Source organism: Telluria sp. GW821-FHT07G12 (assembly GCF_059418525.1).
Map to the genome: position 1 here is coordinate 48,769 of NZ_JBWKQA010000006.1, position 26,662 is coordinate 75,430.

Consider the following 26,662-nt stretch of genomic DNA (forward strand, 5'->3'; position numbering starts at 1 on the left):
CCCATTAGCCCACCACTTTCACTGGCATAGATTCGCCTCCGTTGGTCAATCGTTCGATGAAGTCAGCCTGCCGCTTCGACTCCCTGCGCACCTGCTCGATGGTCTTGCCCTGCGCGTCGATGATGGCGTTCTGCCGCTCGACGGTCGCGTTGAGGCGATCAACGGATGCTGCAAGCACGTCAGCATTCGACGAGGGGTTTGCCAGGCGCCCGAACAGATCCGAGGTCTGGCTCGCGTTGAAGATGCGCGCCGGGCCTGTGGCCTCGAGCTCGGGGCCCTTCTCACCGACGATGCGCCAGCCGCCACCGTGGAAACCGCCAGAGGCAAAGCCAGGGACGCCCAGCATTCGCTGGTGATCCTTGTATTCGGCGCTACCCAGAAAACCGCCCCGGATGGCGTCCAGCGACGCTCCGTGTGCGAGCACGTCCTGCCAGTACTGCAGGCCGGCCTGGTCTGGCGCGCGGCCCAACAGCTCGCGATAGAGCCCCACGATGGCCGAGTTACCGGAGACGATCGGGTTAGCCTGCGCGGCGCCGGCTGCCATCTGGAACCCGGCGAGCGCTTGCGCGATCGTCAGGCCGGTGACATCGATGCCCTTCAGCCGGTCCAGCATCTGCTGCTGGGTTGCCAGCATGTTGTTCAGCGAGTCGAGTTGCAGCTGGTCGACCGACAAGGAACTGTCCGCCAGGCCGCCCAGGTCGGCGATGTCGCGCTGCGTCGAGTAGAAGTCCCTCAGGTAGTCCTGCTGGGTCGCAAACATGCTCGAAGCGTCCTGCGACAGCACGCCGAAAGCCTTCTGTAGCGACGCCGCGTCCGGCAGTACTCCACTGGCCTTGGCGATGGCCAGCGCCGCCTGGACCTGCGCCCGAGCGGCCGCACGGTCTGCCACTTCGGAACCCTGCGCCTTCATGCTGGCCAGGGTCGACTTGACGGCGTCCGACAGCGCCTTCTCCGCGGCGATTCGTGCGGTCAGGCTGTCGGTCGTCGCTTTGGTCACTCGCTGCAGCACGGAGAACGCGTTATCAGCACCTGCGAGAAGCGTTGTCGCCGTGTCCTTCGCCGACTGCACTGCATCCTTCTCGGCCTGCAGCGCCGCCACCCGGTCGTAAAGCGCCAGGTTGCTGCTGTCGATCGTCGCGCGCTCCTTCTCGTGTAGCTGGGCCGATGTCATGGTCAGCTGGTCGAGCTGGCTTTGCAGGTCCCGGCGCTGGTCGAGCGCATCCTGCTGGGCCTGCTTCTCGACGTCGGTCACCTGTTTCAGCGCCGGTGCGATCGACATCAGGACGTTGTAGGCCTTGGCGCCCTCCTCGGTCGTGGTGTCCAGGCCGACGATGAAGTCGCGGAACATCTGCGTTGCGTTCGCGCCCGAGCTCGACAGGCCGTATTGCGCCAGCGTCGGATCGATGCGCGCACGCAGCGCGGCTGCCTGCTCCTTCTCGCTGAAGAAGTTCTTCAGGAAGTACTCGGCCTGGCTGGTGAACTTGTCCAGCCCGCCGGCCAGCTGCACCAGGTGATCGCGCGCGGCGATCGAGCCCAGCCCCACCTGGCCGAAGACCTTCCCGAACGACTGGAACACCACGTCGATGGTCTGGTACTCCGACGCCACCCGCGCCAGGGTCTCGAGGTAGCCCTCACCGACCTGCTGCAGGTCCTGCAGGCCACCGACCACGTACTGCGCCATGTCGTCGCCCAGCTTGCTGAATACCGATTCCAGCGCCTTCTGCAGCTCGTCGCCCTTCAGGTCCTTCAAGCTGACGTGCCCGATGTCGACCACGAAGCTGTTCAGCTTGGCGGTGAAATCGTCGCCAGCCAGGCCCAGCATCCCGCCGGCTGTTTTGATGGTGTCGGCCAGCGAACTGATGATGGTGGTGAACTGCTGGTTGGCGGCGTCGCTCAGCGGGTTGCTCTGCTGGCTGTGCTTGTCGCTGCGGAACCAGCCGCCGGACGTGGTGATGTCGGCATACTGGTACGCGCGCGCTCCACCGCTCAGGATGCTGGCCAGGCTGGCGGCGTCCATCCCGAAACCCGAATCGTTGACGCTCTGCTTCCCGCCGAATATCGACGTGTACAGCTTCTGCACCGCCGGTATCTTGCTGGCGATGGCGCCCACCAGCGCCCCGATGAACGGCGCGCCAACCAGCATGCCAAGCTCGGCGCCGGTGGCCACCATGTCGGCCTTCGCAAGCGTCGTCGATCCGTACCCGGCCTTGAGGTTGCCGACGTCCGGATTGCTGATGTCCGTGGTGCGCACCAGCTGGCTGGCGAAGCTGCTGATGTTGCTGTCGATGCTCTGCAGGGTGGCCAGCATGCTGCTGCTGATCGCCAGGTCCTGATACGTATTCCGCTCGATCAGCTCCAGCGAGCGCTTGAGCGACTCGGACTTTGCGTCAGGATCCCCCAGCACCGACCCGGCGCCCTGCGCGGCCTGGCGGTCCTTGGCGACGTTGCCGCCGCCGGCGCCGCCGATCGCCACGCCCAGCCCGGCCACCAGCGCCCCCATCGCAGCCATGCGGCCGAACGCGGTGTAGGGATCGCCCTGGCCCTGCGTCAGGACGGCGCTGATCGCCTTCGGCACCAGCTCGGCCATCGTCATCGCCAGCTCCGCAGCGTGGAAAGCCTGCGAGATGGTGGTCAGCGCCTGGTAGCCGCGGCTGTGCTCGTCAAAGAAGCCGGCGGCGGCGCTAGCCATGTTGCCGTAGCTGCTCAGCTGCTCCTTGGCGCTCTTGGCGTTCAGTCGCGCGAGATCTTCAATTCCCTTCGCGCGGTCCTTCTCGTCCCCCTTCAGCAATATTTGCGCCTGAGCTCGAGCCTTATCGTTGGCGTCCTGCTCCTTGCCATACTTCTGCATGGCATTCGTCAGCGCAATCATCGACGAGGCCGCGGCGCCCAGCGATCCCTTCAGAGCGTTCCCGAACTCCCGGGCCTTGTCCGGATCGAGGAACTTGTCGAGGTCGGCTGCAGCCTTGGCGCCCGCTTCCGAATCGGCGCCGGCGGCGAACAGCCCTGACAGCTCCCGACGCTTGGCGATCTCGGCATCGAGGTCGCTGAGGCGGATCTTGTATGCGGCTTGGGCACTATCGTCCAGCTTCCATTTGGCCAGGCCATCGCGGAGAAAGTCGGCGTCGCTCTGCAGCTGCTTGGTGTCGAGGTCGATCTGAGCCTGTTTGGCCAGCTCGATCTGCTCCTTCGTCTTGCCGATTTCAGCGTTGTGCTCGCGCTGCTTGGCGATTTGCTGGTCCAGGGCGCCGAGAGTGGCTACCCCGGCGTCGTGCATCGCCTTGATCATTTCGTCGTACTGCTTTTGCGAGTCCGCCAGCTCGTTGGCGGCGTCCGCGCCGCCGGCGTCCCGCATCGACTCGAGGAACTGCCGGTGGGCTTTCTCCAGCTGCGAGTACTTGTCTTTCGCCGCAGTCACCTCCTCCGGGCTGTGGGCTTTCGCCTGGGCGGCCAGCGCCATCGACGACTCCTTCGCGTAGGCGATAGCTTCGGCGGCGATATAGTCGGCGCGCGCGGTGGCGCGGCCGGCGTAGAAGTCGGCGTCCGACTGCCCGAACTTCGAGTGGTACAGGTCGAGCATCTTCATGCGGGCGTCGTAGATCGACTTTTCGCTGTCGAGCTCGGCCTGGGCGCCGGCGATCAACCTGGCCAGCCTGCCGCCACCCTTGCTGTCGTCGCTCGTGGTGCTGAAATTGAGGGCCTGCTTGTCGGTTCCGCCAGCCGCTGCGGCGCCGGCAGTCGCTTTTCGGGCCGCTATACGTGCGGCCATCGCCTTTTCCATGGCGGCGCCGTCGTAGTTCCACAGGTCGGAATAGGTCTGATTGGCGTCAGCCAAGATCTTGTTTCGCTCGGCCTTCGCTGCCTGCAGTTCGGCGAATGGGTTCTCTCCCTTCGCCAGGGCCTTGACGATGGTGATCGGGTTCGCCAGCGGCGCGGCTTTCGACAGCACCATAATGTCCGCGCCCACCACCTTGAAACTGCCCGAGACCGCAGTCAGCGCTTTCGGAATCATGACGATGACGTCCATCAGCCGCGCCAGCCCCATCGCGGCGCCGTCCGCCCAGCTGGTCAGGCCATCGTCTTTCGTCAAGCCCTTGACGGCGACGTTCGTCAGATTTGTCTTCTTCGACGCGTCGAGCATGGCGCCGGCGAAGTCGGTCATCGTGGGCAGGAGGGCCGTTGCGATCGTCTTGAAGACTGCGTTCTTTTGCGCCTCCAACTTGGCGAGGTCGCGCTGGTACTGCCGCGCGGCAGTAGCCTGCGCATCCGTGACCTTTGCGACGATGTCACCCTGCTCACCGATCAGCTTAAGCGTCGGGAGCATGTCGGCGCCAGCCTTGCCGAACAGCGCTTGCGCGATCGCGGCCTTGCCGGCGCCGTCCTTGTAGCCGTCCAGCTTCTTGGCGATCTCAACGAACATCTCCGCCGGATCCTTCAGGTTGCCAGCGCTGTCCTTCGCGCTGACGCCCAGGAACGCGAGCGCGCGGCCGGCGCCCTTCGTCTCGTCATCGGCGCCCGCCATGCCCTTAGACATTTTGGCAAGTGCGCCTGCGACGCTGTCCAGGTCGGAGCCCGACTGCTTGGCGGCGAAGCTCAGCTTGGACAGGTTCTCGACGCTGGAGCCAGTCTTCTCCGACACAGTCTTCAGGTTCGCCATCGAGTCGATCACGCCGTTGATCTTCTTGGCGATCGCGTCAATGCTCATGCCCGCGGCCGCGCCCAGGATCAGGCCCTTGCCCAGCGAGAATGCCGCGCTCTGGGCACGGTTCAGGTTCGACTCGAGCGAGCCAACCTTGATCGTCAGGTCCTGCAGCGGGCCCATAGCTTCCTGGAAGCCCTTCTTGATGCCGGCCAGCTCGGCCGCCATCTTGTCGGCCCCAGCCTTCGATTCGCGGACGCCCTCGGCCAGGGTGGTCTTCAGCGTAGCGATATCGGCGGCCATGTTGATGACCAGTTCACCTACCTGCACGGCCTTGGGCATGCCATTCTCCAAAAAGAAAAGCCGGCACTTTGCCGGCTGATCGGTGTTACGTTTTTTGCATTGCGGCGAGCGCGGCGTCCTCCATCACGCGAACGCCTTGGAAGACTTCCGGGCGTTTTTCGGGAGGCACGCCCAGCCCTTCGTACACGACCGGCAGCGCCGCCAGGTTCAGGCCGACACGCTGCGGCTCCATGGCGCCGACCCAGATCCACTGACGACTCATCGCGAGGAACACCTCGACGATGTGCCAGTTTTCCTGCCAGACCTCGAACTGCATCGGGCCTTCTTCGACGCCGATCCAGGCGGCCACCTCATCCGAGACGGCGCCGCTCAACAGCTCGAAGTCATCCAGGGCGGACTTGCCGTCGTCCTTACCGCCGCGCGCCCAGTACGCGGCGGCGTCCTTCAGTTTTTTGCGCGGGCGCCCACGCGGATCTGGCGCAGTGCTTCCCAGATACCCTGCAGGATGCTGTAGCCGTGGGCACTGCGAACGGCAGTCAGCAAGGTTTCGCGGTTGAAGTCGATCGGGTTCTTGTCCCCGTCGACGACCTGCCTCCAGTCCGTCATGACCTTCAGGATGTCGTCGACAGCCACTTCCAGCGAGCTGGGCTCGGCCAGTTTGTCCGCAGCGTCAGGGAACAGCGCGTCGCGCTCGTCCTCGTCGAGCACCTTGAAGGTGCCGGTGAAGGTGTGTTCGACCGTGCGGCCGCCATCGGCGGCGATGCTGACTTTTACCGGCCAGTTGAGGGTTTTTTCTTTCGATTGGGAGAGAACCAGCATGGTGTATCCTTTCGCGTGAGTGACATTTGCCCGTGCCTGCCGCCGCGCCCACGCGAAGGGCGACGGCGGCAGGTCGGTGCTCGAGTACGGCTTGCGCCGGGATTACATGAAGCAGAAGGTGACTTCGTCGTTACCGTTCTGCGGGTTGAAGGTCTGCTTGCAGGTCAGCATGGTGATGCCGTCCTTGTCGCCGTAGGTCGGCGCCGTCAGCTGCTGCTGCGGGGCGTCAATCTTGACGATGTTGCCGGCCGTCTTGCCGTGAGTGATCGAGAACGGGCCCAGCACCACGTTCTTCATCAGGGTCCACCAGTCTTTCGCGGCCACGGTGGTGGCTTCGAACGTGACGGAGCCCGTCGGCTGGCGATCGGTCAGCAGCACCTGCTCGGTACCGCCCGGCAGTGAGCGGAACACGACCGACGCGGCTAGGTCGAGACTGAAGTCGCTGACGACGGCGCCGAGGTAGCCGGAGATGTTCACGCTGCCGGTGTTCTGCTGATTGACGGCGAGCGGCTGAGCAAACTGCGTCAGCGTTACAGCCGGAATTGCGACGTCGGACGGCGTGGTGTACAGGCCAGTGAACGCGAAGCTCCACATCGGGATGCCCTGGGCGTTGATCTTCAGGGACACGCTGCCGCGCGCGCCCAGCATCAGGTGGCGGACGCTATCCACGTTGACGTAGAATGCCACCGACTCGAACAGATCCGACACCGGGCGATAGACGACCTGCAACGGCAGCGTGTACGCGGTCGTCGCTGCAGCAGCGGTGGCTAGCGGCGCAGTGAACGTCGCGACCTTGGTCGAGCCCACATACGAGGCGATAACGGCGCTTTGGCCTGCGCCGGCGCCGCCGGTCAGGTTGATGGTCATGCCGACATAAGCGCCATCGACAGCCGACGCGCCAGCCGCCAGTGTCATGCTGGTGGTGCTGCCGGCTGTTGCGGTACCGCTGAGAGCAGATGCCAGGGTCGTCGCCGAGAGGCCACACGCGCGCAGCATCTCGTCGTACGCCGGCGCAGTGCCGGGGGTCCCAGAGCCAGCGACCTCGACGTCGAAGCTCACCTTCGCATAGATCGCGGCCAGCACCGACGGGTTATTCCCCAGGTAGGCCTTCACATTGTTGCGCTGGACGAGCGTTTGCTCCATCGGGCTCACGACCAGATTGCTCATCAGGATCGCGTCGGCGCCTGCGGTCGGCGTCGGGTCCTGGTTATAGATCGCTTCAATCTTCGCCAGAATGGTGCGCTTGCGGGTCAGAAGTGCCATTGTTACTCCTTCGAGGTTTGTTCAGCCGGGGCGGCCGGCGAAGAAAGGGCCGCTTTCGCGGCCCTGGTGGTCTTGTTGGCTTCGGCTGGCGCCGGCTCGTCCGGTTCCGGCTCTTCACCGGGTTGCCGGGTGCGCTCGACCAGCGTGATGTCGTTTTCGCCGACGACGTAGCTGCCGCCCTTGCCTTCGTGTTCGTGATTCATGCCGTTCCTTCCTGGGTTCGGTACATCAGGTTGTAGACGACCTGGGTGATGCCGCAGGCCGGGTTTTCTTCGTCGATACCGCGCGTGATCGGGCCGACGGTGAGATCCATCACCAGCCCGCCCAGGTTGCGGTCAGCGTAAAGAGCCGTATGCGCAGCCAGACGGGTGGGTTCCGGCGCCATCTTCGGCGCTTCGCCATCAGCCGCGTCCGCGCCGATCATGACTCGCACCTCGAGGCTCCAGTCTTGGACACCGATCCTGGAGCCAGCCGGAAACTCGTCGCCACAGTCCAGCACAATGCAGGGCTTGTCTTCGAAGCTGTACAGCGCCTCGGTGTCTTTGCGTACGGTCAGGCCCGCGCCCACCAGCACCGCTTCCATTGCGGCGACGATCTGTTCGGTTTTCGTCATGGGGTATCCCGGTAGTGAATCGTGAAGTCGATGTGCGTGTAGTAGACCTGGTCCTCGATGTCGTCCAGGTCGACGTCGCTCTCGTAGAAGCAGTCGTCCACCGGCACGCCACCGGCGATCAGTTTTCGCTTCCGGTCCAGCGCCTTGCGCACCTGCTGGGTGATCGCAATTGTCTCCAGCCGGGACCGCGCCCAGGCCGTCACCTGGACCGGTGCCGACATGAGGCCCGGGTTCGAGGTGGCGCCGCGCTCGCCACCGCCGCCGACCTTCTGGAAAGTCAGCGCCGGAAATTGCGGCTCGTCCGGCAGCTGGTCCGGGTAGATCCGATCGCCCACCAGCGCCACCAGGTCGACCGAGGCCTGCAACAGAGCCAGGATTGCAGCCTGGGCGCTCACTTGGCGACCTCGGGCAGCTTGTCGCCGATGGTCTGGATCATGATGTCGATCGCTTCCTGTGCTTTCGCCTCGATGGCCGGCTTCATGTACGGGTGCGCCGGCACGTGCTGGTTCTCGCCGCCGGCGATTCGCCTGGCGCGCGCCTCGGCCTTGCGACTGCCGCCGAGCGCCTTGCCCTTGTTGATCCAGTGGCCTTTTTCGACCATCAGGGCATAGAAAGCGGAGCCAGTTCCAAAGCGCTTGGACTGAGCCTTGCTGAGGGTGCCGGCCACGATGTTGAACACGACACGCGTTGGCGAGCCGCGGCGCGGGGTGACGCGGATGGATGCCTTCAGCGCGCCGGTCAGTTCTTTCGGGCCGGGCGCGCCATTGAAGTTGGCCTTGGCCTGGTCTCGCACCACGCCGGCGCCCTTCCGAAGCCCGCTGCGCAGCGCGTTCTTGATCAGGCGATCAGGTAGGCCCGCCATGCGCATGCGCAGCTGGTCGAGGCCCTGCACTTTCATATCAGCCATTGAACGGTTCCTTTCTGCACATCAGGGTCATCCAGTCCGGGCCGCGCTCGAGCACGGCGTCGATACCGTAGGCGAAGCCGCCGTGGATCAGGCGCATGCTCGGCACGATGCCGGCGCGGTGCCGAATGCAAATTTCAGTCTGGACAGCGTTCTTGACGCCGCCGGCGGCGACATACTGGCGGCCGCTGATGTCGGATATGCCGGCCCACAGCGCGCCGTCGCCCGGGAGAACGTTGGTCCAGCCCTTGACCGGGGCGTTCAGGGCGTCCCGACCACCGGCCGGCGCCTGCAGGATCGCCCGCTTGTCGAGCTTGAAAGCGTTGCTCATCCGTACACCCTCAGCGTGTCCAGCAGGCGGGCCGTGAAGTTCGAGCGCACCGTCTCCTTGAACTCTTTCGTGGCCGGGTCCCATAGCTCTGTCAGGCGGGCCAGGATGTAAAGCCTTGCGGCGTCCGGTACGGTGGCGGCGGTGACGCCGTAGCCGCCGGTGTAGTCGACCGTCACGGTATTTGCACGGGCGAGCGTCGCCGGCCAGGCTTTCCCGACCTGCGGCATGACGTAGCCCGGCTCGGTTACTTTGTCGACGAAGTAGTCGGCAGTATCCAGCACGCGCTCCACGCCGCCCAGGTCGACGTACTTGACGCTTTCGACGCTGAACGTCGGCGCGCTCAGGCGAATCGATGGCTCGAACTGGTCGAGCGTGACTCGCATCGCCCGGTTGACGAATACGCGTTTGGTGGCGTGCTCTGCCTCCTTGGCGATACCAGCGATCCAGATGGACAGCTGCGCATCGAAGGCCGTGTCGCTCTGCTCGAGGCGCAGCTGGTCCTTTGCTGCGGCGAGGGTCACCGCCAGGGCCGCCGGCGGCGCGATTTCGCGAGTGGTCATCGGTAGTTCCTCTGGGTTGCGGCCGGACGCGGCGAACTGGTCGCCGCCGGTCGGCGTTCGTTGTAGTGCTGCTGCGGCGTGTAGCCGCTTCCGGCCGGCGCCCGCGCGTAGATGACGCCGAGCGTCAGGTCAGCCATGGCCGTCGACGCGCTCAGCCCCGATCCGGACAAGCTGATCCCGGTCGTCAAGGTTCCGGCGCCGCCGGCTTGGCCGGCGGCTGCGCCACCAAGGCGGATTCCGGTCGACAGAGTCGCTTGGCCGGCAGCCGCAACGCTGGCGGAGCCGCTGAGCGCGGCAGCCAGGCCTGCCAGCTGCGCCGTTCCTGATGCCTGGCTTACGGCCGCGCCGGCGAGCCGGACCGCCGTGGTCAGTGCTCCGGTTCCTGAGCAGCTGGCTGCAGCAGCGCCAGCCAGGTCGGCGCCCAGCGACGCGTTCGCGTTTGCCAGCACGGGCGGCGGATTCGAGGATGCGATCGCGACGGCGGCACCGTTCAGCGCGACCGCTGTCGAGAGGCTGCCGGATCCTGACGCCTGGACAGTTGCCGCACCCGTCAAAGCTGTCGCGGATGCCGCCAGCGAAGCCGAGCCGGAAGCCTGCGCCTGTGCGACGCCCTGCAGCGCAATGCCAGTCGCCAACGCGGCCACCCCGCTTGCCTGCGTGGCTGCTGCTCCCTGCATCGGGATGGACGTCGACACGCTGCCGGCTGCAGTGGCCAGCACCGTGGCCGCGCCGATCAGCCTGAGCGACGTGGTCAAGGCTCCGGAACCGGACGCCGACGCTGTTGCAGCGCCCGTGAGTGCGATAGACGTTGGCGCCGCCGCGCCAGGCGCAAGCCCCAGCGGCGATAGGGCCAGTGGGTAGAGGCCCAGAGCCATGGATTAGACCTCCGGCCAGCCGGTGAAATAGTTATACGCTGCCACTTCCTCGAAGGTAGTCAGCGCGTTGATCGCGTCCCGGTGCCTGCCGTCCGTCCCGCCGATTGCTGCTTCCGCGGCGATGAATCGGGCAGCGTTCGCATTCACTTTTGCAACCAACTGCGCAAGCGTTACTTGGCGTGCTTGCGCTTCGGCCCGCAGCCCTGGGCAGGCGGCGCTTTCGCCGACTGCGCTGTAATCTTCAGCCTCGGCGCGCTTGATCGGCCACGCGGCCATTTCGCCGGGTGCCACCTGTGCCGTCACCTTGTTTCGCAGCGACGCGGCGTGCGCCAGGACCAGAGCGCACTTTTCGGCCTTCGCCTGTTCGAGCGTGTAGCCGTCTATGATCGCCTGTACGGCCTGATCGTCGCTGGATTCCCATACTCCGTCGACCTGAACGAGCCACTGCCCAGCGCTCGCGACCGCTTCATGCAGGCCGATTCCTTTTTCTACGTAATTAATCGACATCGTCAAAGTCCCAAAAACACAGCTGGTGTGTGCGCAACGCCAATATTGCTGGAGGTGGTTGCAAGCGATGGCGTGGTGGGCAAGACAGCAGAGGCCACATTCTCCGTGCGATAGTCGTACCCCACCATGGTCGAATCTACGAAACCAAGCGGCGTACCGCCCAGAACTGCGCCGGCATTCGAACTGTAGGTAGTTATCGTCGGAGTGGCCCCGCTCGTCGAATTCGTCACCACTGCGGTGAAATACCAACCTGGCGGCAGGTTTAAAGGAGCCGAAAGCGTGCCTACCTTCCCCCCGCTCGTCGTCGTATCAAGGTCGCCCGTCGTAGCCAAAAGCGTACCCGGATATCCATTTTCGCTGCAGGTGTATATCCCGGCGCGGGTTACCGATCCGGCCGCTCCAGCAGTACTCACCTGAATGCGGAGGGAGCTGATCGGCGTAGCTACACGCAACAAGAACGGCACGTAGTAGACCCGATTCGCAATGAGCGACACGGACGCAAACGATAACGTTCGGGCCGCCGACGATACAAAGCGGGCGACTGAAGCCGACACCTTATCTACCGTCGGCAGTATCGATTCCAGCGTGGCAGCGTGAGGCGATACTTCAACGGTGGTCGTACCGGACAAGCTGACCGCGGTCGGATTGGAGGCGTTGTAGGCGCCGGACACTAACGTTGCACAGACTTTGGCCCGGACCAAGGTAGTGCTGTCGCTCAGGTAGCCGATACCCGCTTCGAGGAACAGGCCGGCGCCATCGAGCAGAACATACGACAGCGGGAAGCCGACCGGGAACGCATCGGACATCTTCGGATAGCCGGTCGCGGCCACCAGGGTAAGGTTGCCCGTCCCGGTGGTTGCGGTGGTCTGCTTGATCGCGTTGCCGAGCATGATTAATTGTCGATCTGGTAGGTCAGCGCGCCAGCGGCGAAGGACGGGGCCGGGTCGCCGTTGTTGATGGTCTTCGAAGCGCCCAGCGATGCACGGATCAGTTCGGTGCCGCCAGTCGCGGAATCGAACAAACCCCACTCGACCACCTGGCCCCAGGCCGCGCTCGGCGTCGGGAACGTGATCGCGTTGTTGTTCGAGGTGGTGCCGCTGCTGCCGCTCGATGCGGTCGTGGAGCCGGCGCCCTGGGTGCCGGCCCAGTTGGCCAGCGAGCACGCAACCTGGACGCGCGCGTAGCTGCCGCCCGACACTTCGGTGCCGACGGCGGCGTCGCTGCCGGCCGCGGTGATCAGGCCGACATAGAGGCTGGTGGGGCCGCTGCCGGCGCCGGCCGACGAGTTGGCCAGGCCCAGCGCTTGGCCGCGGAACAGGAAGTCGATCAGCTTATTTTCGAATGCGTCGGTATTCGCGCTCATGGGGCCTTCTGGATGTCAGGATGTTGTTCAGCGAGCCGCGCGGCGATGAACGCCAGCAGCTCGTCGTCGGACTTGCCGACTATGTCGTTCTTGGGGATCGTCACCGTGCCGGCCTGGCCGCGAACGGTGACGACACGGGCGCCCGGCAGCGCCGCCAGGGCGCGCACGTTGGCGAGCCCAGCGGCGTCAGCGGGGCTCATGACTTACTGCGCCGTGACAAGGGATTCCGCGTATGCGACAGCTGCCGGCTCGGTGTCGATCACGCCGGCCAGGCCTTCTACCAGTGCAGCGTCGATCTCGATCACATCGTTCGGTTTGCCGTGCTCGCAGTCGACCAGGACGCGCGCCTTGACGGTGCCCTCAGCGGGCTTGGTGGTTCGTGGCATTCTTCTATCTCCAATGATGGCAGCCGGCGCCAGGCCGGCCGCCGGTTACGATCAGGTTGCGGAGTGCTGGAAGGTCTTGATCGCGTTCGCGTCCAGCAGATTGCCGCCGGCGCGCGCCCAGCCCAGGAAGCCGACCTGGCCCTTGCTGGTGAACGCGGAATCTTCGAAGCGGAACAGCAGCAAATCCAGCACGTCGCGGATCATGTATTTCGAAAAGTCCCCGTAGCCGATGGTCTTGGCGTTCGCGGCAGGCTGGGCCATGTCGTTGTTGATCTTGACGTCCTCGCCCAGCAGCTGGGCGGGGATACCCGACTTGATGCCCGATTCGTACGACTCGGCCCAGATCGGGCGGCCGGCGCCGTCTTTCAGCTTTCGTACGGTCTTGCGGGTCTGCTGATGCATCATGAACAGGCAGGTGCCGGCGTCCTTGTAGGCTTGGTCGATAGATTCCTGCAGGTCGACCAGGTCTTCATAGGTGGGCGCGGTGCTGGTCCCGGTGGCGCCGGTCCTGCCCACCGGGGCGGCCGTGACGAAGCCGGTCGGCTGGCCGGTGCCAGTGCCGATGGTGAAGCCTTTGTTCATGGTGCGGCCCAGGCGGTCGCGCTGACGCTTGTTGACCATTGCGATCACGTCGATCGAGGTATCCTGCAGCAGTTCGAACGGAATGGTGATGATCTTGGTGCTGGCCTTGAACGCGGTCAGGCCCACGGTACCGAAAGTCGGGTCGCCGCTCGATGCCTGGGTGTTTTCCGGGACCCATTCGCCTTCTTCCGAAGTGCCGTCCGAAGTCGGATAGCTCAGCGGGTTGCCTTGGCTGGTGGTAATGCTGCCGGCCACGCCGCGCATGCCGCCGTACAGCTTCAGCGTGTCGATGAGTTCCCTTGCCACGTCGGTCTGGACGGTGTAGCCGCCCTGCGCCGGCGTGCCGGTCGACATGGTATTGCGCATCTTCTGGATTTCTTCGTTCGACAGGGCGCTCGGGCCGTGGCGCAGCAGCTTGGCAAACAGGGCGCGGGCTTCCGCTTCGGCGCGATTCTCCGGCTTGCGACGGAATTCTTCGACGTCCTTGAATTCCTTGTCGACTTCCAGCGCCATCACCTTCTCGACGGCGGCGATCTCGCTTTCGAGAGCCTCGATCTCGTCGGCGCGCTTATCGAAGATGGCCTGGTCTTCCTTGGTCCAGGTGCGGTCGCCCTTCTGCTCGAGCTGGTTGCGGGCTTCACGGGCGAGTTGCTGACGCTGCTCGCGCAATGCTTGAATGGATTTCATCCGTTTTCCTTTTGTGACAGACGTAAAAAAAAGCCGCTCAGGGCGGCGGGTGCTGGATTGCGCGAGCGCGCTATCCCAGTTCGTGCAGGCGCAGCCGGTTCTCGTTGCGCTGGCGGATGGCTTCCCAGTCCGCGGTGTTGTCGGGTGGCGGCGAAGGCTTCGGCGCGTTCTTGTAGGCGGACAGATCCCATGCGTTCTTTGCCTGGGTGGTCTCGGTCACCGAGTCAGCGAAGCCGTGTTCGACAGCCTCCTCGGCGTTGAACCAGGTTTCGGCGTCCATCCACGCGGCAAGTTGCTCACGGCTCTGGCCGGTCTTGCGCTCGTAGTCGATCAGGATGGTGCCGTCGATCTTGTCGAGCAGGTCGGCCGTCTGCAGCAGGTCGGCCTTGTTCCCGTAGGCCATCGTCCAGGCGTTGTGGATCATGTACAGAGCGCCGGCTGCGATAGTGACGCTGGCGCACGCGGCGGTCACATAGGTGGCCGCGCTGGCTGCAACACCTTCGATGATGGCGTGGACGTCGCCGTGCTGCGCGATCGCTGCGGCCATTGCCCGGCCATCGAACACATCGCCGCCGGGCGAGTTCACACGCAACGTGACCTTCTTGCCAGCCATGCCGGCCAGGGCCTTGTTGAAATCGCTCGCGCTGACGCCCCAGTACGGGTCGATGACGTCGTACAGGTACAGCGTTTCGGGCTGGTCCTCAGCCGAGATCCGCGCAGGCTCGCGCCGCGCATTATTACGAATCAGTTGCACCAGCTGTTTCATCGGTTTTTGTCCCTTTCGTTTCGGGGTTACCGCCCTTGTCGGGACGATAGAGTTTGTCGCCGCCGTCGATTCGCGGCAGGTTCTTCGATTTCCGCACCTCGTTGATCGTCATCCAGCCGGGCCCCTGCGACCCACCGATCGCCTGACGGAAGTATTCGCCTTCAGCCTTGGAATCGCCGGCCAGCAGCGCTTCCATCTTGTGCTCGACAAATGGAGACGCGCGGCGGAACAACTTGCGGTTGAGCTCTTGGCGGATGCGGTTGATGTAGGGCTGCAGCGACCAGCGAATAAAGCCGATTGACATCTGCTCGATGCCGGTGCCCCACGAGCTGGTTGTTTCCTGGGCGCCGATCATATGTGGCGGCACGCCGAACGCCCGCGCGATGTCGATCACCTGGAACTTCCGGGACTCGAGCAGCTGAGCGTCGACCGAGGTCATGCTCATCTCTTTGATGTCCAGGCCTTCGGTCAACACCATCGGCAGGCCGGCATTGTTCACGCCCGCATACTTGCGTTTGTATTCGTTGCGCAGCTGCTCGATCTGCTCGTCATCCATCTCGGCATCCGACTGGATGACGTGCTTCGGCGCCGCGCCGTTGGCATAGAAGTTACCGGACAGCGCATCGGTGGCCAGCGCGATCCCAATGGACTGGAACGCGGCCCACTGGATGACGGACATACTGCGCGTACCGTTAAAGCCGAAGCCGGCGAAGTGCAGCATGTCATCCTGGTGGACAGGCCGCGCCACAGAATTCTCGTCGGTTACGAGGTACATCAGGCCGTCGCCGACCCTGATCGGTTGCACCAGATCGGGGTGATGTGGGCGCAGCGCCTTGACGCTGGCGCCCCGGCGGACGATCTCGACGAAACCGTCGCCACGCAGGCAAATGGATTGGACCACCCACTCCCACATCGAGGCGGCCGTCCAGTTCTCGATCGGCTGCTCATTCAGTAGCCACCACAGCTCGGGGCTTATGCTCTCGCGCTCCCCGTCTGTCTCGCGGATAACGTCGAGCGGGATGGACGCGACGGCGCCAGCCAGCAGTCGCACCGAGGCGTAGACCGCCGAAACGCGCATCGCGGTCTCGGACGTAACCGCAAAACCGCTTGCCGCCGGCGCGCTACCCAGCATAGCGACGATCTGTGGATCGCTGCTCTTGATCACCGTCGCGCTGTCCTGCGGGCGATATGTCTTCTCTGGCCGCCAATGCGAGGTGGCTTCAAGGGCGTCGAACATTTCCATGGTATTCCTTACAAACTCGCGAAGCCCTTCTTGATGGTTTTCGCCTTGGGGGCAGCGACAGGCATGACGCCGACCGCCATGGCCAGCGCCACCATGCCGTCAATGCGGCCGCGGGCGCGCTGTTTGTCGAACTTGCGGGCGCCAGAGTCGCCGACCACCTTGGCGTTCGCCGCGCACATGCTCAGTACCGGGTGCTTGCCGTGGCGTAGGCTGTTGTTCAGCAGCTTCACTTCCAGCTCCCGCAGCGCAGGCGTCATGCTGGCTGTGCCCTGGCCGAACTCGACGAACTTTTCCAGCTCGGCATCCGTGAAGCCGGCCTTCTCCAGCCAAGGCCGCAGGAACTTCATGTTGTAGCGGTCGAATGCCAGCGCCTGGACGTCATGACGATCGAAGAACTCGCGCAGGTACTTCGCCACGAATTCGTACTCGATCGCTTTGCCCGGGGTGGTACTTAGCAGGCCTGCCTTGGCCCATAGGTCATACGGCACCTTGTCCTTGCGCGACTTCTCGCGCAAACCATGCTCCGGCAACCAAAACTGCGAATGCACGCCGCCGGTATCGTCGACGGCGACCAGCGCCGTCAGGTCGTTCACGCTGGACAAGTCCAGGCCAGCCCACACCTTGCGGCGGGTTGCGTCACCAGGTGCGCCGCCGTTCGCCTCCCATACCGAGCGAGCAACAAAAGGCGCGACCGCCTCAACACGCTGGTTCAGGATCAGGTTGCGGAACTCTGGCTCATTGGCCGGCATGTCCATGGCCTGCTTGCATTGCTTGCGCAGGTCTTCCAGCGAACGGAAGACGCCGAGCGCTGGGTTCGCCGCTGCCCACGCCTTGGGGTCGTCCAGCTCGCAATCGGCTGGCGCCGCATACACGTGGCACACGACACGCGGATCCGGCGAGTTGGTCTGCGCATCGATCCAGGTCGAGAACAGGTCGGCGTCGGTCGGCGCCTGCGTGCTGATCGCGATAAGCAGCGGATTCGAGTACGCGCCCTGAGCCGAGGTGATGGCCGACACGAATTTATCGACTGGGCCCACCACCTGCCCCACCTCGTCGAGGATCGCCAGGATCGGCGACAGACCGTGCGCGGTTTTGCCCTCAGCGGCCAGCGCGCGGTACAGCACGTTCTTGCGCAGGCCGATCAGGCGCTTGCCGCTGGGCTGGACCTTGACCAAGCCTGACAAGATCGGCGACATCTCGACCATCTTGCGCGCCAGCTCGAACACCACCGCAGCCTGTTCCTTGGACTGGGCGCCGCTGACGATCTGGGAGTTCTGGACCGCCTCGGGGCCGCAAAGGTGGGCCAGCAGGATGGAGCCGATCAGCGCTGTCTTGCCATTCTTTCGCGCGATCGACAGGTAGGCGCTGTGCGTCCCGTGCGGGTTGTCGTAGATCTCAAGGATGAACTTGCGCTGAAACGGCTCCAGCCTGATCGGCTGGCCGATGTGGTCGCCCTCCGGCGCCACGCAATACCGCTCGATGAAGGCGCAGACCTTTTCGCCGCGCGTCAGCGGCTTCTTCAGGCAGTACTTGTCGTCAGTGTCGAGTTCGGGGGCGGCCTTTGCAGACCGCTTTTTCATGCCAGCAACTCGTCTTCGTCGTCCTCGACCTGGCCCTTGGCCGTGCGAGCATCGCGTTCGATTTTGCGCTTCTTGAGGTCGTCGCGCTGATCACCGGCGACACGGCCACCCATTCGCAGCGTGCGCATCAACGCCATCTCGCGCCGGGCGAGCTGCTCGAGCACCGTCGTGCGCGGGTTCATCACCGGCGAGCCGCGGTCATTCTTGATCACGCGCCCCTCGGCGCGCAGCGCTTCATCTTCCTCCGCGATGTCGGCCTGGCATTGGGCCAGCTGCGCCGCCACCACAAGGTCGACGTCCTGCCATTCGTCTCGCGCACGCGCGCGCACAACACCGACCCAGAACGGTTTCGCCGATTCGGTCAGCATCACCCAGGCAGGAACTTCGATGTCCGGTAGCGCGGCATCGACCATGGCCTTGACCGCGCTGGCGACTGAGTCGGACCGGGCGCGCTTCGTGCGCGGCTTGGCCGGCGGCTTCGGTTTTGTTTTGGCCGGTGCTGTGACGGCGCTGGCCGCGACTGCCGGCGTGCGCTTCGCGCGCGGCCGGGTCGTGGTTTTGGGCTGGGTCGTGGTGGCCATGTTGGTCGTCGTTTTGTGGGTTAGCGTTAAATCGAAGCTGCATAGCCGGTTTCCGGCGCTGGTCACCCAGACTTTTGACCCGCCCCGGGTGAGGCGTCAGCCGCGAGCCGCGCGCTTCCATCGCGCCGTGCGGCGCCTGCTCGGGTCGGTCGGCTCGTCGACTGGCCAGCCATCGAGGCCGGTCGTAACCTTCGGCGTGTAGCCCAGGTCCTCGTTCGTCTTCGCCTCGTGGCATTCGTGGTGCAGGACCTGCATGTTCGCGTCGTCGTTGGTGCCCTCGTTGGCCAGCGCGACCTTGTGGTCAAGCTCGAAGCCGGATGGGAAGGTGGTGACGCGGCCGCAGCGGGCACAGACGCCCTTGTCGCGCAGCCAGACCCGCTCACGTTGACGCTGCAGCGCGCGGCCGCGCAGGCGTTCGACCGTCATCGTGGGACTCTCGCTGCAGCACGGAGGCGGTTCACCTCGTCGCGCAGCTGGGCCACCTCGCCGCGCATGCTGCTGCATTCGTTGACCGCGTGCCTGTACTGCTGACGTGCGACAGCGCCCAGCACCAGCACGCCCGCACCAAGCAGCACGATGGCGATAACCAGCAGGGCGATCATGCGGGCTCCTCATCCTTCAGGCCCAGCGCCTGCTTCACCATGTCGGTGAGCGACTGCGCCGGCCAGCCGTAGCCGTTCGCGCACAGCAGGCGCGCGGCCTCGGCGGTGTCTACCAGGCGATGGCAGAGGCAGTTCAGCGCCACCGGGTCGGCCTCCTTCACCAGCATGGCCGGGTGCTCGCCTGTCACTGCCCGAATGATTTGGTGCCGCATCATGTCGCTGACGTGCGTCGGGCCAGCGCCCACGATGGCAGGGATCTGCCCCACCCGCTCGACCAAGCTCTCGCCGGGCAGCAGCTGCGGCCGCATGCGTGACAGCGTCGGCTTGCCGTCGCCGTCGTACTGCAGCACGTCGAGCACGCCCGGTCGGTGCTCCACAGCGCCGTTCACCTCTACACGCAGCATCGGGACATCACGCATGGCGCACCTCACGAAGAAGAAAGCCGCCTGTGCACTGCTGCACTGGGCGGCCCGAAAATAATTCAACACATCTGTTGAAAAAGACTTGAAACACAACAGAAGTGTTGTATAATGATTTCACTGACAACACGAAAGGGAGGTTATGAAATACAGCGAGTTTCGTAGGTGGCTGGAGCGCAAGGGAGCAAAGTTCACTCCCCCGAAACGCGGCAGCCACTTCGACGTAGAGCTAAACGGAGAATTCAGCACCTTCCCAGATCACGGTGCAAAAGAGATGGGAGAAGGGTTAAGAAAAAAGATTCTCAAAGACTTGAAACTCAAATAGGAGAGGCCCCGAAAGGGGTTTCTCCGAACTCGCTAATTCGTGACCTCGGCATTAATTGATAAGTCATCACTGACTTAAGTAGCACTACCTAAGACCAAGCTGTACTTAGCCGCTAAGCGGCATTGACCAAAGGATTGATATGTTGACCTATCCGATTATCTTGGAACCCGATACCAACGGGACGTTCCTCATCGGCTTTCCCGATTTCCCGACCGTGAACTCGGTAGCGGAGACTGAGGCCGAAGCACCAGGCGAGGCGCTGGACGCACTCGAAACAGCCCTGCAGGGTTACTTCGAACGCCGCAAGCCGGTTCCCCTGCCATCACCGGTCGAGCCAGGCCAGCTTAGCGTTACGCTTCCAGCACTGTCCGAGGCGAAGGTTCTGCTGTGGAACGAGATGTTCGCGCAGCAGCTGCGCAAAGCCGACTTGGCGCGCCTGCTCAACGTTCACACGCCACAGGTAGACCGGCTATTCGACCTGGGCCACGCGTCGAAGCTCGATTTCGTTGAACAGGCGGCGAAGGCGCTCGGCAAGACGCTGGCCGTCGCGCTGGTCTGATCTACAAGAAATAACCGCCGCCGCATCAACTGCGGCAGGCGGCAAAATCCCCAGCCTGCGCTAGGGTTGGAGACGCTGGAATTGGTGCCGCTGCTGTTCCCGGCTGGTCAATCACGCAATGCAAAAAGCCCCACGTCATTGCTGATCGCGGAGCCTTTGTCGTCCAGACGTGCGAGGGGCTCCCACTGGGAACCCACTGCTGTCCGATCGGAAAATGTTTATGCTAGGAATGTACTGCTGAGATTCCCGCCTGTCAATTTATTTCGAATGGGAACGTTGCTTACCGATCTCAATGGCGGCACTATAGATCGCTCGGCGAAGAGCAGACCTGGACTTCTTGCCCGGACTGTCCATGACGATTACTCCGTGCGCCTCGACGCGAATTAACTGCGGGGTGTTCGTCACATCCATGTCGAGGATGTCTGCGAGCTGCTGAGCATCGGCGTCACTCTCAGGCGGGTTCCAGCGCCTGCCATCAAGATATGCCTCGTTTCCTCGCCATTCGATCGTCAGGCCAGCCGCAGCGGCTGCGAGGGTCAGCTGCTCGCGATTGTTATCGCTATCGCTCATACCTTGGATTTACCCATCTCGGCCGCGGCGCGCGTGATCGCGCGACGGGTAGCAGCAAACGGGTCGGTGCCCTGCAACTCGTCGCAACCTTGATGCGTTCCTGGCGGGACCGCTTCAGAGTAGAACTGCCCGTCGAACTCATCGCGACCGACAGTCAGGCCCAGCCTCACCGCCAGCTCCAGCGCATCGCCGCTGAACTGCAGCGAGTTCCAGCTGTAGACGACCGCCCCGTCCGGGAAGTGCAGGTTGCCGTAGCCTTCGCCGTCGACCTCCTTGAACTCGGCACCGAGGGCGCGTGCCGCCAGCTCCAGCAGTTCGCGGTCAGCGGCCGGTATCGTCTTGCGCGGCGGCGCTGGCAATTCGTCGACCTCTTGGCTTTCGTCCCAGTTCACCGTCTGCGCTCCATATTCGTTCCGACAACAGATTCTATCGCACGCTGCGCATCGGCCAGCCGAGTGGGATATTCCTTCGTCGGGAAGCCGCAGGCGCCAGCCACGGCCCACGGCTTCGAGCACACCACGTAGGTCCAATGCAGCACCCATCGGTGCGCCTCGTCGATCTTGGTGATGCCGAGGTTGATGCGCTCGGCGTCTGGCACATCGATCCGGTCGTTGACAGGCGCTGGCGGGTGCAGCTCGCCGACGGCGTGTCGGCGCATGCTTTCGCAGATGACGCCGGTCATGCTGTCCGCACGGCCGCCCCCACGGGTATCCATGTTGGCCCAGGCGCCCCAGTTCTCCAGTCGGCGCCCGATGCTGCGGCGCTCCGGTACCACCTCGATGCGATGGCGACGCTCCTGGTGCTGTGCAGCGGCGCCCTCCTCTTCCTGGAAGTCGTCCAGGCGCTGCGCCGGCGCGCCAGCTGGCCGCCAGTTCAGGGTAATCTTCGTGCGTTCCGCGTTCAAGGCAATGCCCCCTTCAGTGCGCGCAACTGGGCCGACAACTCGACTTTCATGCGCTTCAGGTCTTCGATGGTGTAGTGGCGCGGCGCCTGGTCCGCTTCGAGCGCCTCCAAGGCTTCCAAGCCAATGCGTTCTTCCATGCCGCTGCGGAAGGCAGTGCGCGTCGTGCCGCCAGGTCGATTACAGCCCTTGCACTGCTTGTGCACGTTGCGCAGGTCGAAGCGCAGATGGGGCGAGCCGCCGCGCGTGAGGTAGTGGCCTGCGTCCCAGACACCGCCCGGACGGCCGTCGTCGACGACGAACCGGCGACACGATATGCACGGCTTTTCGCGGTCGCGCAGCCGGACAATCTTGTTGAACAGCTCCTGAACCTCAGCGATCCATTCTGGCTTGCGCTTGAACTTTTCCAGCTTTTTGCGGGTCTCGGCCCGGTCGGCACGCTCGGCAGCGCGCTTGAGACGCTCCTGCGTTGCCTTCTGCTTCGCGAGCTTGCCGAGCGCAATGACGGCGCCGCACGCGGGCGAGCACCACTGGACGAAGGACTGAAGGGGCGTGAAGTAGGCGCGGCAGGTCTTCACAGCGCATTTGCGCTGCCGGGCCTGGCGCTGGACTGCGGGAACGCGCAGCCTGCCAGCGCCAGCAGCCGGCGCTATCGCCTTGATGCCGGTGGACGACATCGGCGTCTTACGGGTCATCGGTGTCCGTTTCATACCTGCCCAGCCTTCTGCGCGCGAGCCCAAGCCTTCCCGTCGTGCTGCACGACGCGGCGCTTGCGTAGCGCCTGCAGGCGGCGCTCGATGATTCGGTAGACCGGCGTTCCATGGGCGGCAAAGGGCGCGGCTTGCTCGCGCAGCGGACTGGCCCGGCCGCACAGCTGCGTCATAGTGTTGCGGCCGGCGTCGATGTTCGCCAGCAGCGCCTTGTCGAATTCGGTGTAATCGACGGTGATCATGTTCAGGTTCCCCTTGTCGTTGTTATGCGCTCGCGCGCGGTTAATTCCGGGCGGCCTGCTGGCGCTGCACAGCCCTGTCGTAGCAGTCGATGAGGATCGTGTGCCAGTCGTCGCGCGCGCCCCAGTAGGTGCGGCGGCAGTGGGTTACGTCGTTCTGGTCGAAGTCCTCCAGCTGCACCAGCGCGGCCAGGCGCTTCTCGATCTTGTCCGGCAGTGCTCGCATTTTTTTTCGTCCGTTTCGTTCAGCCATAGTCGTCATTTAGAGGGGTTGGTTGGACCCCTCAGCCTCGGTTGATGTAGGGGGTTGATGTTCCTGGCCCCTGAGCAAAATCAGCAAAAACTGCTATCGAAAGTGACGTATTCACGGGTGGTCAATCCCGCTACGGCTCGCCCAGGCCGCCCCCTCTGCCCATCTGGCTGGCGCACTCGCTTGAATGCGCCAGCCACATCGGCCAAGCCTTCCAACTCTGTACCTCTGTTCGCTCTGGCCTGTGCTCTCAGGCCTCGGCAAGGCCCCCTCTGCGCCTTGTTCTTGCTGTGCCCTGGTGTTCGGCGGTGCGGCCGGTCTTTCTGCGGTGGGGGCCGATCCCAAGCCCGTGCACGTTTTTTGAGGTGTCGCCCGCTCCACCTGGTGCTGACGCTACTTCGGGCGCATCAGCCGCGCCTCGCGCATCACCTTCAGCTTCACGTCGGCGAACACGGCGGACTGGATCTGCATCGCCGTGCGCTTTCGGACGAAGCTGAAGGCCTGGCCGGCGTGCGCCAGCTCCATCTGCTCCATCACGTAGTCGTTCCAGTCGGTGCCCTCACATTTCGGAAAGGCGACGCCCACGCCCAGCACCTCGGCAGCGGCGCGCGCGGCGTCCAGGCCGGGATTGAAGCCGCGGCGCTGCTCGGTCTCGTGGTCGTTGTCGGCGCAGACGACAGCCATGCCGGCGCGCTCTATGCGCTCGGCGACCAGCGCAAGGTTTCCAGCGTTGAACGCGACAATGACGCGGCTGTTCGGCACGGCGTTGAACACCGTCAGGCCGGTGGCGAAGCCCTCGACGAGGATCGTCACGGCGGCGCGCGGGCGCTCGATCGCGTAGTAGGCGTACTTGGTGGTCGCGCCATAGTGGAATTTCTTCTCGCCGGCCGGCGAAATGCGCTGCAGGCTCAGCACCTTGCCGTTGTAGAGCATCGGGATCACCAGCCAGCCGGCGGCATCGACGCGCAGGCCGCGGCAGCCGGCCACGCCCAGGCCCTTGTCGACCAGGTACGGGTGGCCATCGCGCAGCGGCGCGCACGCGGCGTAATAGGCGCGGGCCTCATTGGTGGCCTGACGAAGCGCGGCACGGCGCTCGGCCTGGCGGCGCTCGATCTCCGCCCGGCTGATCGGCGCGGCTGCTACGGCGTCATCGCCAGCACGCCATGTCAGCGGCTCGGTGTGGGCCGCATAGTCCTGGCACCAGCCCACAAGGCCATCGTCGGCCAGCTTGATGCTGCCGTTCTTCTTGCGCGGGTGGCTCGTGGTGCGGCAGCGGATCCAGCGCCCGGGTGTAAAGGTTTCGGGCACGATGATGCCGTTGGCCTCGACGAATTGGTGAAACGTGCTCATGCTCGATTACTCTTTGCGAATGCGATCTCGCGGGACTTGACCCACTTGAGAACCGCGGTCGACGGCACCATCGGCGGCACGTCGCGATAGTCCGGCCAGGCGCCGAACTTTTCCTTGAACTTGTGCGACACCCAGCCCGGCTTACGGCCCTTCTCGGCGGCGATGTACTGCAGCTGCGCGTAGAACTCGCGCTTTTCCTGCTTGGTCGGGCCGGTGTCCTTCGGCGTGGTGACTTCGCGCAGCGAGCCGGGCCGATGTTCGACCGCCGGGCGCGTCTTGTAGATGTGGCCGCACGACGGGCAGGCTGGCAGGGGCGTATGGACGCATGCGCAGTTCGGGCATTTCGCTGGTTTCTTCTCGAACTCGGGCGCCGGCGTGCGCGGCTTCCGTGTGCCGTCGTCCAGCTCGGTGACGCCCTTGGCCAGGAACGCCTGCATCGGACCCCAGAACCGCGCGCAGTTGCCGCTGTGGTCCAGCACGATGCATTCCGTCTTGCCCGGGTGAATGCGCAGGCCGCGGCCAAGGATCTGGATGTGTTCGGCCAGACTCGACTTGAGCGGGCGCGCCATGATGATCACCTCGACGTCGGACACGTCGAACCCCTTGCTCAGGGCGCTGACGCTGATCAGGCCACGCACGACGCTGTCCGGCTTGCGGAACTCCTCGACCAGGGCCGTGCGCGCATCGTCGTCGGTCCGGTAGGTGTACATATCGGTTATGACGCCCGCGGCAGCGAACTGGCGCTGCATCTCTTCGCAGTGCGCCACGTTGCAGCCGAAGGCGATGAACTTCTTGCCCTGGCCATGGCGCAGGTATTCAGCGACGCAGTCACCCACGATCGGAAGCGCGCGCGATGCCGCCTCGTCCTCGGTCCACTCGCCGGCCACCGTCTTCGCGCCGTTCATGTCCGGCTCGCTGGCCGAATACACGCGGAATGGCACCAGATACGGCTGGTCGCGCGTCCCGTCTTCCAGCAGCGGCCCGGCAATCAGCTCGTTGGTGGTGATCGTGGTCACGATGCCGTCGTACAGCTTGCCAAGTCCCTTCGTCATCGGAGTGGCGCTCAGGCCGATCACGACCGTGTCGCGGCCCTTGATGCGGTCGGTGACCGTCTTCATCATTGCGTGGCATTCGTCGACGATGATCAGGTCGGCGTCGGGCCAGCCGCGTTTTGCCAGGGTCTGGATGCTAGCCACCTGGATCCGCTCGTACGGCCGCCAGCGCGGATGATCGCCCTGGATCACGCCGTGCGGGATGCCGTACTTGTCGAAGGTGGCGCTCGTCTGCTCGATCAGCGCGATGCGGTCGGCAACGAATACAGCGCGACGCCCGGGCTTGCCGTAGCATTCGGCCACCAGGTGTGAGCCGATGACGGTCTTGCCGCCGCCGGTAGGCACCGACAGGATCACATTGCGCTTGCCGGCGCGCAGCTGGGCGCGCAGCCCCTCGACGCTGTCCAGCTGGTACGGGCGCAGCCTGATCTGCTCGGCTTTCATGCCGCCCTCTGCGCCGCGTGCTTGATCCAGGCGAGCAGGTCGCCACCCTTCGGCAGGCCTGCGGCACGGCGCAGGCCTTCGAGGAAGCTGCGTTGGCGGTCGATCACCGTCTTCAGTTCGGCGATCTCGTTGAAGCGGCTGGCGGCCAGGGCGTCGAACTGGGCGCACTTGAGCGCCAGCTGGTCGACCTGAGCGGCGAGATCGTTGCCCGTCAGCGCCGCAATTCGCTGCTCGAGCGCGGCATTCGTAGCCTGGAGCGTGTTGTAGTCGGCGAGCAGCTGGTCGAACGGATCGGCCTCAGCCCCGTCCGCCGACTGATCAGCATCGCCCTGCTCGTCCGGTGCAGCGTCCGCAGCCGTGTTCGGAATAATTGTTGGAATATTTTGTTGCGCAGTTTGTTGCTGGTCTGCCTCAACAGCGCCGGCGCGCGCCGCTGCCTCGAGCGAGGCGTTGTATTCTGCCGCCGGCGAGCCGGGCGACGCGTCCCCCGGGAACGGCCAAGCAGACGCCTGCTGCAGCTTCGCGGCTTTCGGCGCCAACTGCTCGAGCGCCTTCGGCAAGCTGATGTCGCCGTGGGCCACCTGGCGCGCCAGCTCGGGCGATGCCTTCGCCACCTTGTCGGCCATTCGCTGGGTGCGCTCGCTGGCGCCCGACTGCGCCGCGCGGTCGGCAACGGAATCAAGCGGCAACGTTGCCGTTTGATCGCTCTTGCGGTCGCCGCCGGCGCCGTGGGCACGCGTCCAGTCCTGCGCGCTCGCAACAATGGCCGCCTGCTGGCCCGGGGTGAGGTGGCGGCGGTGCAAGTTCGCCGACAGCACATATGCGACCGGGTCGGTCCCGGTGTATTCCTTCAGCAGCGGCTCGACGTCCGCCTCGAGGCAGGCCTGGTAGCGGTTGCCGCCATCCAGCACCAGTCCTTCGTGCACGACAATCCGCTCGCGCTGGCCGTTCGCCAGGATGTCGGCCTTCAGCGCATCGAACTCGGCGCCTGTCAGCCGCGGGAACAACGTGCAAAGGGGGTGCAGCGCCAGCTGGCCCACGGTATCGGTCGTCGCCATGGTCAGGCCTTCCTGAGGTTGAGGCGCGCGAACACGCGGGCGACCGTGAACTTGCTGAGCAAATCCCGGCAGTAAAGGGTGATGACGATGCGCTTGATGATGGTGTTCATGGCGTGCTCACGAAATTTGGGCAAAAAGGGGCCCTGCACGGCTGTTCTGCCGTGTCCGATCTTGGATACCTGGG

35 protein-coding genes are annotated in these 26,662 nt (G+C 64.6%); 2 read left to right on the top strand and 33 right to left on the bottom strand.

Annotated features, from left to right (window positions below; translation table 11 throughout):
• Window positions 1–4 precede the first annotated feature (4 nt).
• The 24 genes from AC07PE_RS21065 to AC07PE_RS21180 all read right to left on the bottom strand — a co-directional run bounded on the left by AC07PE_RS21065 (window position 5) and on the right by AC07PE_RS21180 (window position 19,020).
• On the bottom strand, window positions 5–4,978 hold the full coding sequence (locus AC07PE_RS21065) for a DUF4214 domain-containing protein (protein ID WP_498768103.1): 4,974 nt from the start codon (window positions 4,976–4,978) through the stop codon (window positions 5–7).
• A gap of 46 nt (window positions 4,979–5,024) precedes the next feature.
• Entirely contained in the window at window positions 5,025–5,312 is a 288-nt protein-coding gene (locus AC07PE_RS21070) for a DUF1799 domain-containing protein (RefSeq protein WP_498768105.1), read from the bottom strand.
• Between the two features lie 71 nt (window positions 5,313–5,383).
• On the bottom strand, window positions 5,384–5,758 hold the full coding sequence (locus AC07PE_RS21075) for a hypothetical protein (protein WP_498768107.1): 375 nt from the start codon (window positions 5,756–5,758) through the stop codon (window positions 5,384–5,386).
• A 102-nt stretch (window positions 5,759–5,860) separates the two neighbouring features.
• Window positions 5,861–7,021: a hypothetical protein gene (locus tag AC07PE_RS21080; protein ID WP_498768109.1), complete on the bottom strand. Its 1,161-nt coding sequence runs from the start codon at window positions 7,019–7,021 to the stop codon at window positions 5,861–5,863.
• A 2-nt stretch (window positions 7,022–7,023) separates the two neighbouring features.
• Window positions 7,024–7,224 (bottom strand): hypothetical protein, encoded by a 201-nt coding sequence (locus AC07PE_RS21085; protein ID WP_498768111.1) that lies wholly within the window; start codon window positions 7,222–7,224, stop codon window positions 7,024–7,026.
• Entirely contained in the window at window positions 7,221–7,634 is a 414-nt protein-coding gene (locus tag AC07PE_RS21090) for a hypothetical protein (protein ID WP_498768113.1), read from the bottom strand. Before AC07PE_RS21090 ends, AC07PE_RS21085 begins: the two co-directional genes overlap by 4 nt.
• Window positions 7,631–8,029, bottom strand: coding sequence for a DUF3168 domain-containing protein (locus AC07PE_RS21095; RefSeq protein ID WP_498768115.1), 399 nt, complete (start codon window positions 8,027–8,029; stop codon window positions 7,631–7,633). The genes AC07PE_RS21090 and AC07PE_RS21095 overlap by 4 nt, the downstream gene beginning before the upstream one ends.
• On the bottom strand, window positions 8,026–8,541 hold the full coding sequence (locus AC07PE_RS21100; protein ID WP_498768117.1) for an HK97-gp10 family putative phage morphogenesis protein: 516 nt from the start codon (window positions 8,539–8,541) through the stop codon (window positions 8,026–8,028). Before AC07PE_RS21100 ends, AC07PE_RS21095 begins: the two co-directional genes overlap by 4 nt.
• Window positions 8,534–8,869 (bottom strand): phage head closure protein, encoded by a 336-nt coding sequence (locus AC07PE_RS21105; protein WP_498768119.1) that lies wholly within the window; start codon window positions 8,867–8,869, stop codon window positions 8,534–8,536. Before AC07PE_RS21105 ends, AC07PE_RS21100 begins: the two co-directional genes overlap by 8 nt.
• On the bottom strand, window positions 8,866–9,429 hold the full coding sequence (locus tag AC07PE_RS21110; protein ID WP_498768121.1) for a head-tail connector protein: 564 nt from the start codon (window positions 9,427–9,429) through the stop codon (window positions 8,866–8,868). The genes AC07PE_RS21105 and AC07PE_RS21110 overlap by 4 nt, the downstream gene beginning before the upstream one ends.
• A complete protein-coding gene (locus AC07PE_RS21115) occupies window positions 9,426–10,184 on the bottom strand; it encodes a hypothetical protein (protein ID WP_498768123.1) in 759 nt (252 codons plus the stop codon). Before AC07PE_RS21115 ends, AC07PE_RS21110 begins: the two co-directional genes overlap by 4 nt.
• Before the next feature lie 123 nt (window positions 10,185–10,307).
• Window positions 10,308–10,811: a hypothetical protein gene (locus AC07PE_RS21120; RefSeq protein WP_498768125.1), complete on the bottom strand. Its 504-nt coding sequence runs from the start codon at window positions 10,809–10,811 to the stop codon at window positions 10,308–10,310.
• 2 nt (window positions 10,812–10,813) lie between these two features.
• On the bottom strand, window positions 10,814–11,701 hold the full coding sequence (locus AC07PE_RS21125; RefSeq protein WP_498768127.1) for a hypothetical protein: 888 nt from the start codon (window positions 11,699–11,701) through the stop codon (window positions 10,814–10,816).
• Between the two features lie 2 nt (window positions 11,702–11,703).
• The gene (locus tag AC07PE_RS21130) at window positions 11,704–12,174 is read right to left on the bottom strand and encodes a phage tail fiber protein (RefSeq protein WP_498768129.1); all 471 of its coding nucleotides are present in this window, start codon (window positions 12,172–12,174) and stop codon (window positions 11,704–11,706) included.
• The gene (locus AC07PE_RS21135) at window positions 12,171–12,374 is read right to left on the bottom strand and encodes a hypothetical protein (protein WP_498768131.1); all 204 of its coding nucleotides are present in this window, start codon (window positions 12,372–12,374) and stop codon (window positions 12,171–12,173) included. Before AC07PE_RS21135 ends, AC07PE_RS21130 begins: the two co-directional genes overlap by 4 nt.
• A gap of 3 nt (window positions 12,375–12,377) precedes the next feature.
• A complete protein-coding gene (locus AC07PE_RS21140) occupies window positions 12,378–12,560 on the bottom strand; it encodes a hypothetical protein (protein WP_498768133.1) in 183 nt (60 codons plus the stop codon).
• A gap of 51 nt (window positions 12,561–12,611) precedes the next feature.
• Window positions 12,612–13,829, bottom strand: coding sequence for a phage major capsid protein (locus AC07PE_RS21145; RefSeq protein ID WP_498768135.1), 1,218 nt, complete (start codon window positions 13,827–13,829; stop codon window positions 12,612–12,614).
• 70 nt (window positions 13,830–13,899) lie between these two features.
• Window positions 13,900–14,595: a head maturation protease, ClpP-related gene (locus AC07PE_RS21150; protein ID WP_498768137.1), complete on the bottom strand. Its 696-nt coding sequence runs from the start codon at window positions 14,593–14,595 to the stop codon at window positions 13,900–13,902.
• Complete coding sequence (locus tag AC07PE_RS21155) at window positions 14,567–15,838, bottom strand: phage portal protein (RefSeq protein WP_498768139.1); 1,272 nt, start codon at window positions 15,836–15,838, stop codon at window positions 14,567–14,569. Before AC07PE_RS21155 ends, AC07PE_RS21150 begins: the two co-directional genes overlap by 29 nt.
• 8 nt (window positions 15,839–15,846) lie before the next feature.
• A complete protein-coding gene (locus AC07PE_RS21160; RefSeq protein ID WP_498768141.1) occupies window positions 15,847–17,418 on the bottom strand; it encodes a terminase large subunit in 1,572 nt (523 codons plus the stop codon).
• Window positions 17,415–17,999, bottom strand: a complete 585-nt coding sequence (locus AC07PE_RS21165) for a TerS protein (protein ID WP_498768143.1) — start codon at window positions 17,997–17,999, stop codon at window positions 17,415–17,417. The genes AC07PE_RS21160 and AC07PE_RS21165 overlap by 4 nt, the downstream gene beginning before the upstream one ends.
• A gap of 96 nt (window positions 18,000–18,095) precedes the next feature.
• Window positions 18,096–18,425: an HNH endonuclease gene (locus tag AC07PE_RS21170; RefSeq protein ID WP_498768145.1), complete on the bottom strand. Its 330-nt coding sequence runs from the start codon at window positions 18,423–18,425 to the stop codon at window positions 18,096–18,098.
• Window positions 18,422–18,601: a hypothetical protein gene (locus AC07PE_RS21175; RefSeq protein ID WP_498768147.1), complete on the bottom strand. Its 180-nt coding sequence runs from the start codon at window positions 18,599–18,601 to the stop codon at window positions 18,422–18,424. Before AC07PE_RS21175 ends, AC07PE_RS21170 begins: the two co-directional genes overlap by 4 nt.
• Window positions 18,598–19,020 (bottom strand): hypothetical protein, encoded by a 423-nt coding sequence (locus tag AC07PE_RS21180; RefSeq protein ID WP_498768149.1) that lies wholly within the window; start codon window positions 19,018–19,020, stop codon window positions 18,598–18,600. Before AC07PE_RS21180 ends, AC07PE_RS21175 begins: the two co-directional genes overlap by 4 nt.
• Before the next feature lie 142 nt (window positions 19,021–19,162).
• Between AC07PE_RS21180 and AC07PE_RS21185 the strand changes: the two genes are divergently transcribed.
• Window positions 19,163–19,345, top strand: a complete 183-nt coding sequence (locus AC07PE_RS21185; RefSeq protein WP_498768151.1) for a type II toxin-antitoxin system HicA family toxin — start codon at window positions 19,163–19,165, stop codon at window positions 19,343–19,345.
• 139 nt (window positions 19,346–19,484) lie between these two features.
• The gene (locus tag AC07PE_RS21190; protein ID WP_498768153.1) at window positions 19,485–19,904 is read left to right on the top strand and encodes a type II toxin-antitoxin system HicB family antitoxin; all 420 of its coding nucleotides are present in this window, start codon (window positions 19,485–19,487) and stop codon (window positions 19,902–19,904) included.
• A 258-nt stretch (window positions 19,905–20,162) separates the two neighbouring features.
• Here the strand turns inward: AC07PE_RS21190 and AC07PE_RS21195 are convergent, their stop codons facing one another.
• The 9 genes from AC07PE_RS21195 to AC07PE_RS21235 form a co-directional block, all read right to left on the bottom strand.
• Window positions 20,163–20,474, bottom strand: a complete 312-nt coding sequence (locus AC07PE_RS21195; RefSeq protein ID WP_498768155.1) for a hypothetical protein — start codon at window positions 20,472–20,474, stop codon at window positions 20,163–20,165.
• Window positions 20,471–20,866 carry a hypothetical protein gene (locus AC07PE_RS21200; RefSeq protein ID WP_498768157.1) on the bottom strand — a complete coding sequence of 132 codons (396 nt, stop codon included), beginning with the start codon at window positions 20,864–20,866 and terminating at the stop codon, window positions 20,471–20,473. Before AC07PE_RS21200 ends, AC07PE_RS21195 begins: the two co-directional genes overlap by 4 nt.
• The gene (locus tag AC07PE_RS21205) at window positions 20,863–21,378 is read right to left on the bottom strand and encodes a hypothetical protein (RefSeq protein WP_498768158.1); all 516 of its coding nucleotides are present in this window, start codon (window positions 21,376–21,378) and stop codon (window positions 20,863–20,865) included. The genes AC07PE_RS21200 and AC07PE_RS21205 overlap by 4 nt, the downstream gene beginning before the upstream one ends.
• Window positions 21,375–22,070 carry a recombination protein NinG gene (locus AC07PE_RS21210; RefSeq protein ID WP_498768160.1) on the bottom strand — a complete coding sequence of 232 codons (696 nt, stop codon included), beginning with the start codon at window positions 22,068–22,070 and terminating at the stop codon, window positions 21,375–21,377. Before AC07PE_RS21210 ends, AC07PE_RS21205 begins: the two co-directional genes overlap by 4 nt.
• Before the next feature lie 11 nt (window positions 22,071–22,081).
• Complete coding sequence (locus AC07PE_RS21215) at window positions 22,082–22,327, bottom strand: hypothetical protein (protein ID WP_498768162.1); 246 nt, start codon at window positions 22,325–22,327, stop codon at window positions 22,082–22,084.
• Between the two features lie 40 nt (window positions 22,328–22,367).
• Entirely contained in the window at window positions 22,368–22,550 is a 183-nt protein-coding gene (locus AC07PE_RS21220) for a hypothetical protein (protein ID WP_498768164.1), read from the bottom strand.
• Between the two features lie 417 nt (window positions 22,551–22,967).
• Window positions 22,968–23,924 carry a toprim domain-containing protein gene (locus AC07PE_RS21225; RefSeq protein WP_498768166.1) on the bottom strand — a complete coding sequence of 319 codons (957 nt, stop codon included), beginning with the start codon at window positions 23,922–23,924 and terminating at the stop codon, window positions 22,968–22,970.
• Complete coding sequence (locus AC07PE_RS21230) at window positions 23,921–25,420, bottom strand: DEAD/DEAH box helicase (protein WP_498768168.1); 1,500 nt, start codon at window positions 25,418–25,420, stop codon at window positions 23,921–23,923. Before AC07PE_RS21230 ends, AC07PE_RS21225 begins: the two co-directional genes overlap by 4 nt.
• Window positions 25,417–26,478: a ParB/RepB/Spo0J family partition protein gene (locus AC07PE_RS21235; RefSeq protein WP_498768170.1), complete on the bottom strand. Its 1,062-nt coding sequence runs from the start codon at window positions 26,476–26,478 to the stop codon at window positions 25,417–25,419. Before AC07PE_RS21235 ends, AC07PE_RS21230 begins: the two co-directional genes overlap by 4 nt.
• Between the last annotated feature and the right edge of the window lie 184 nt (window positions 26,479–26,662).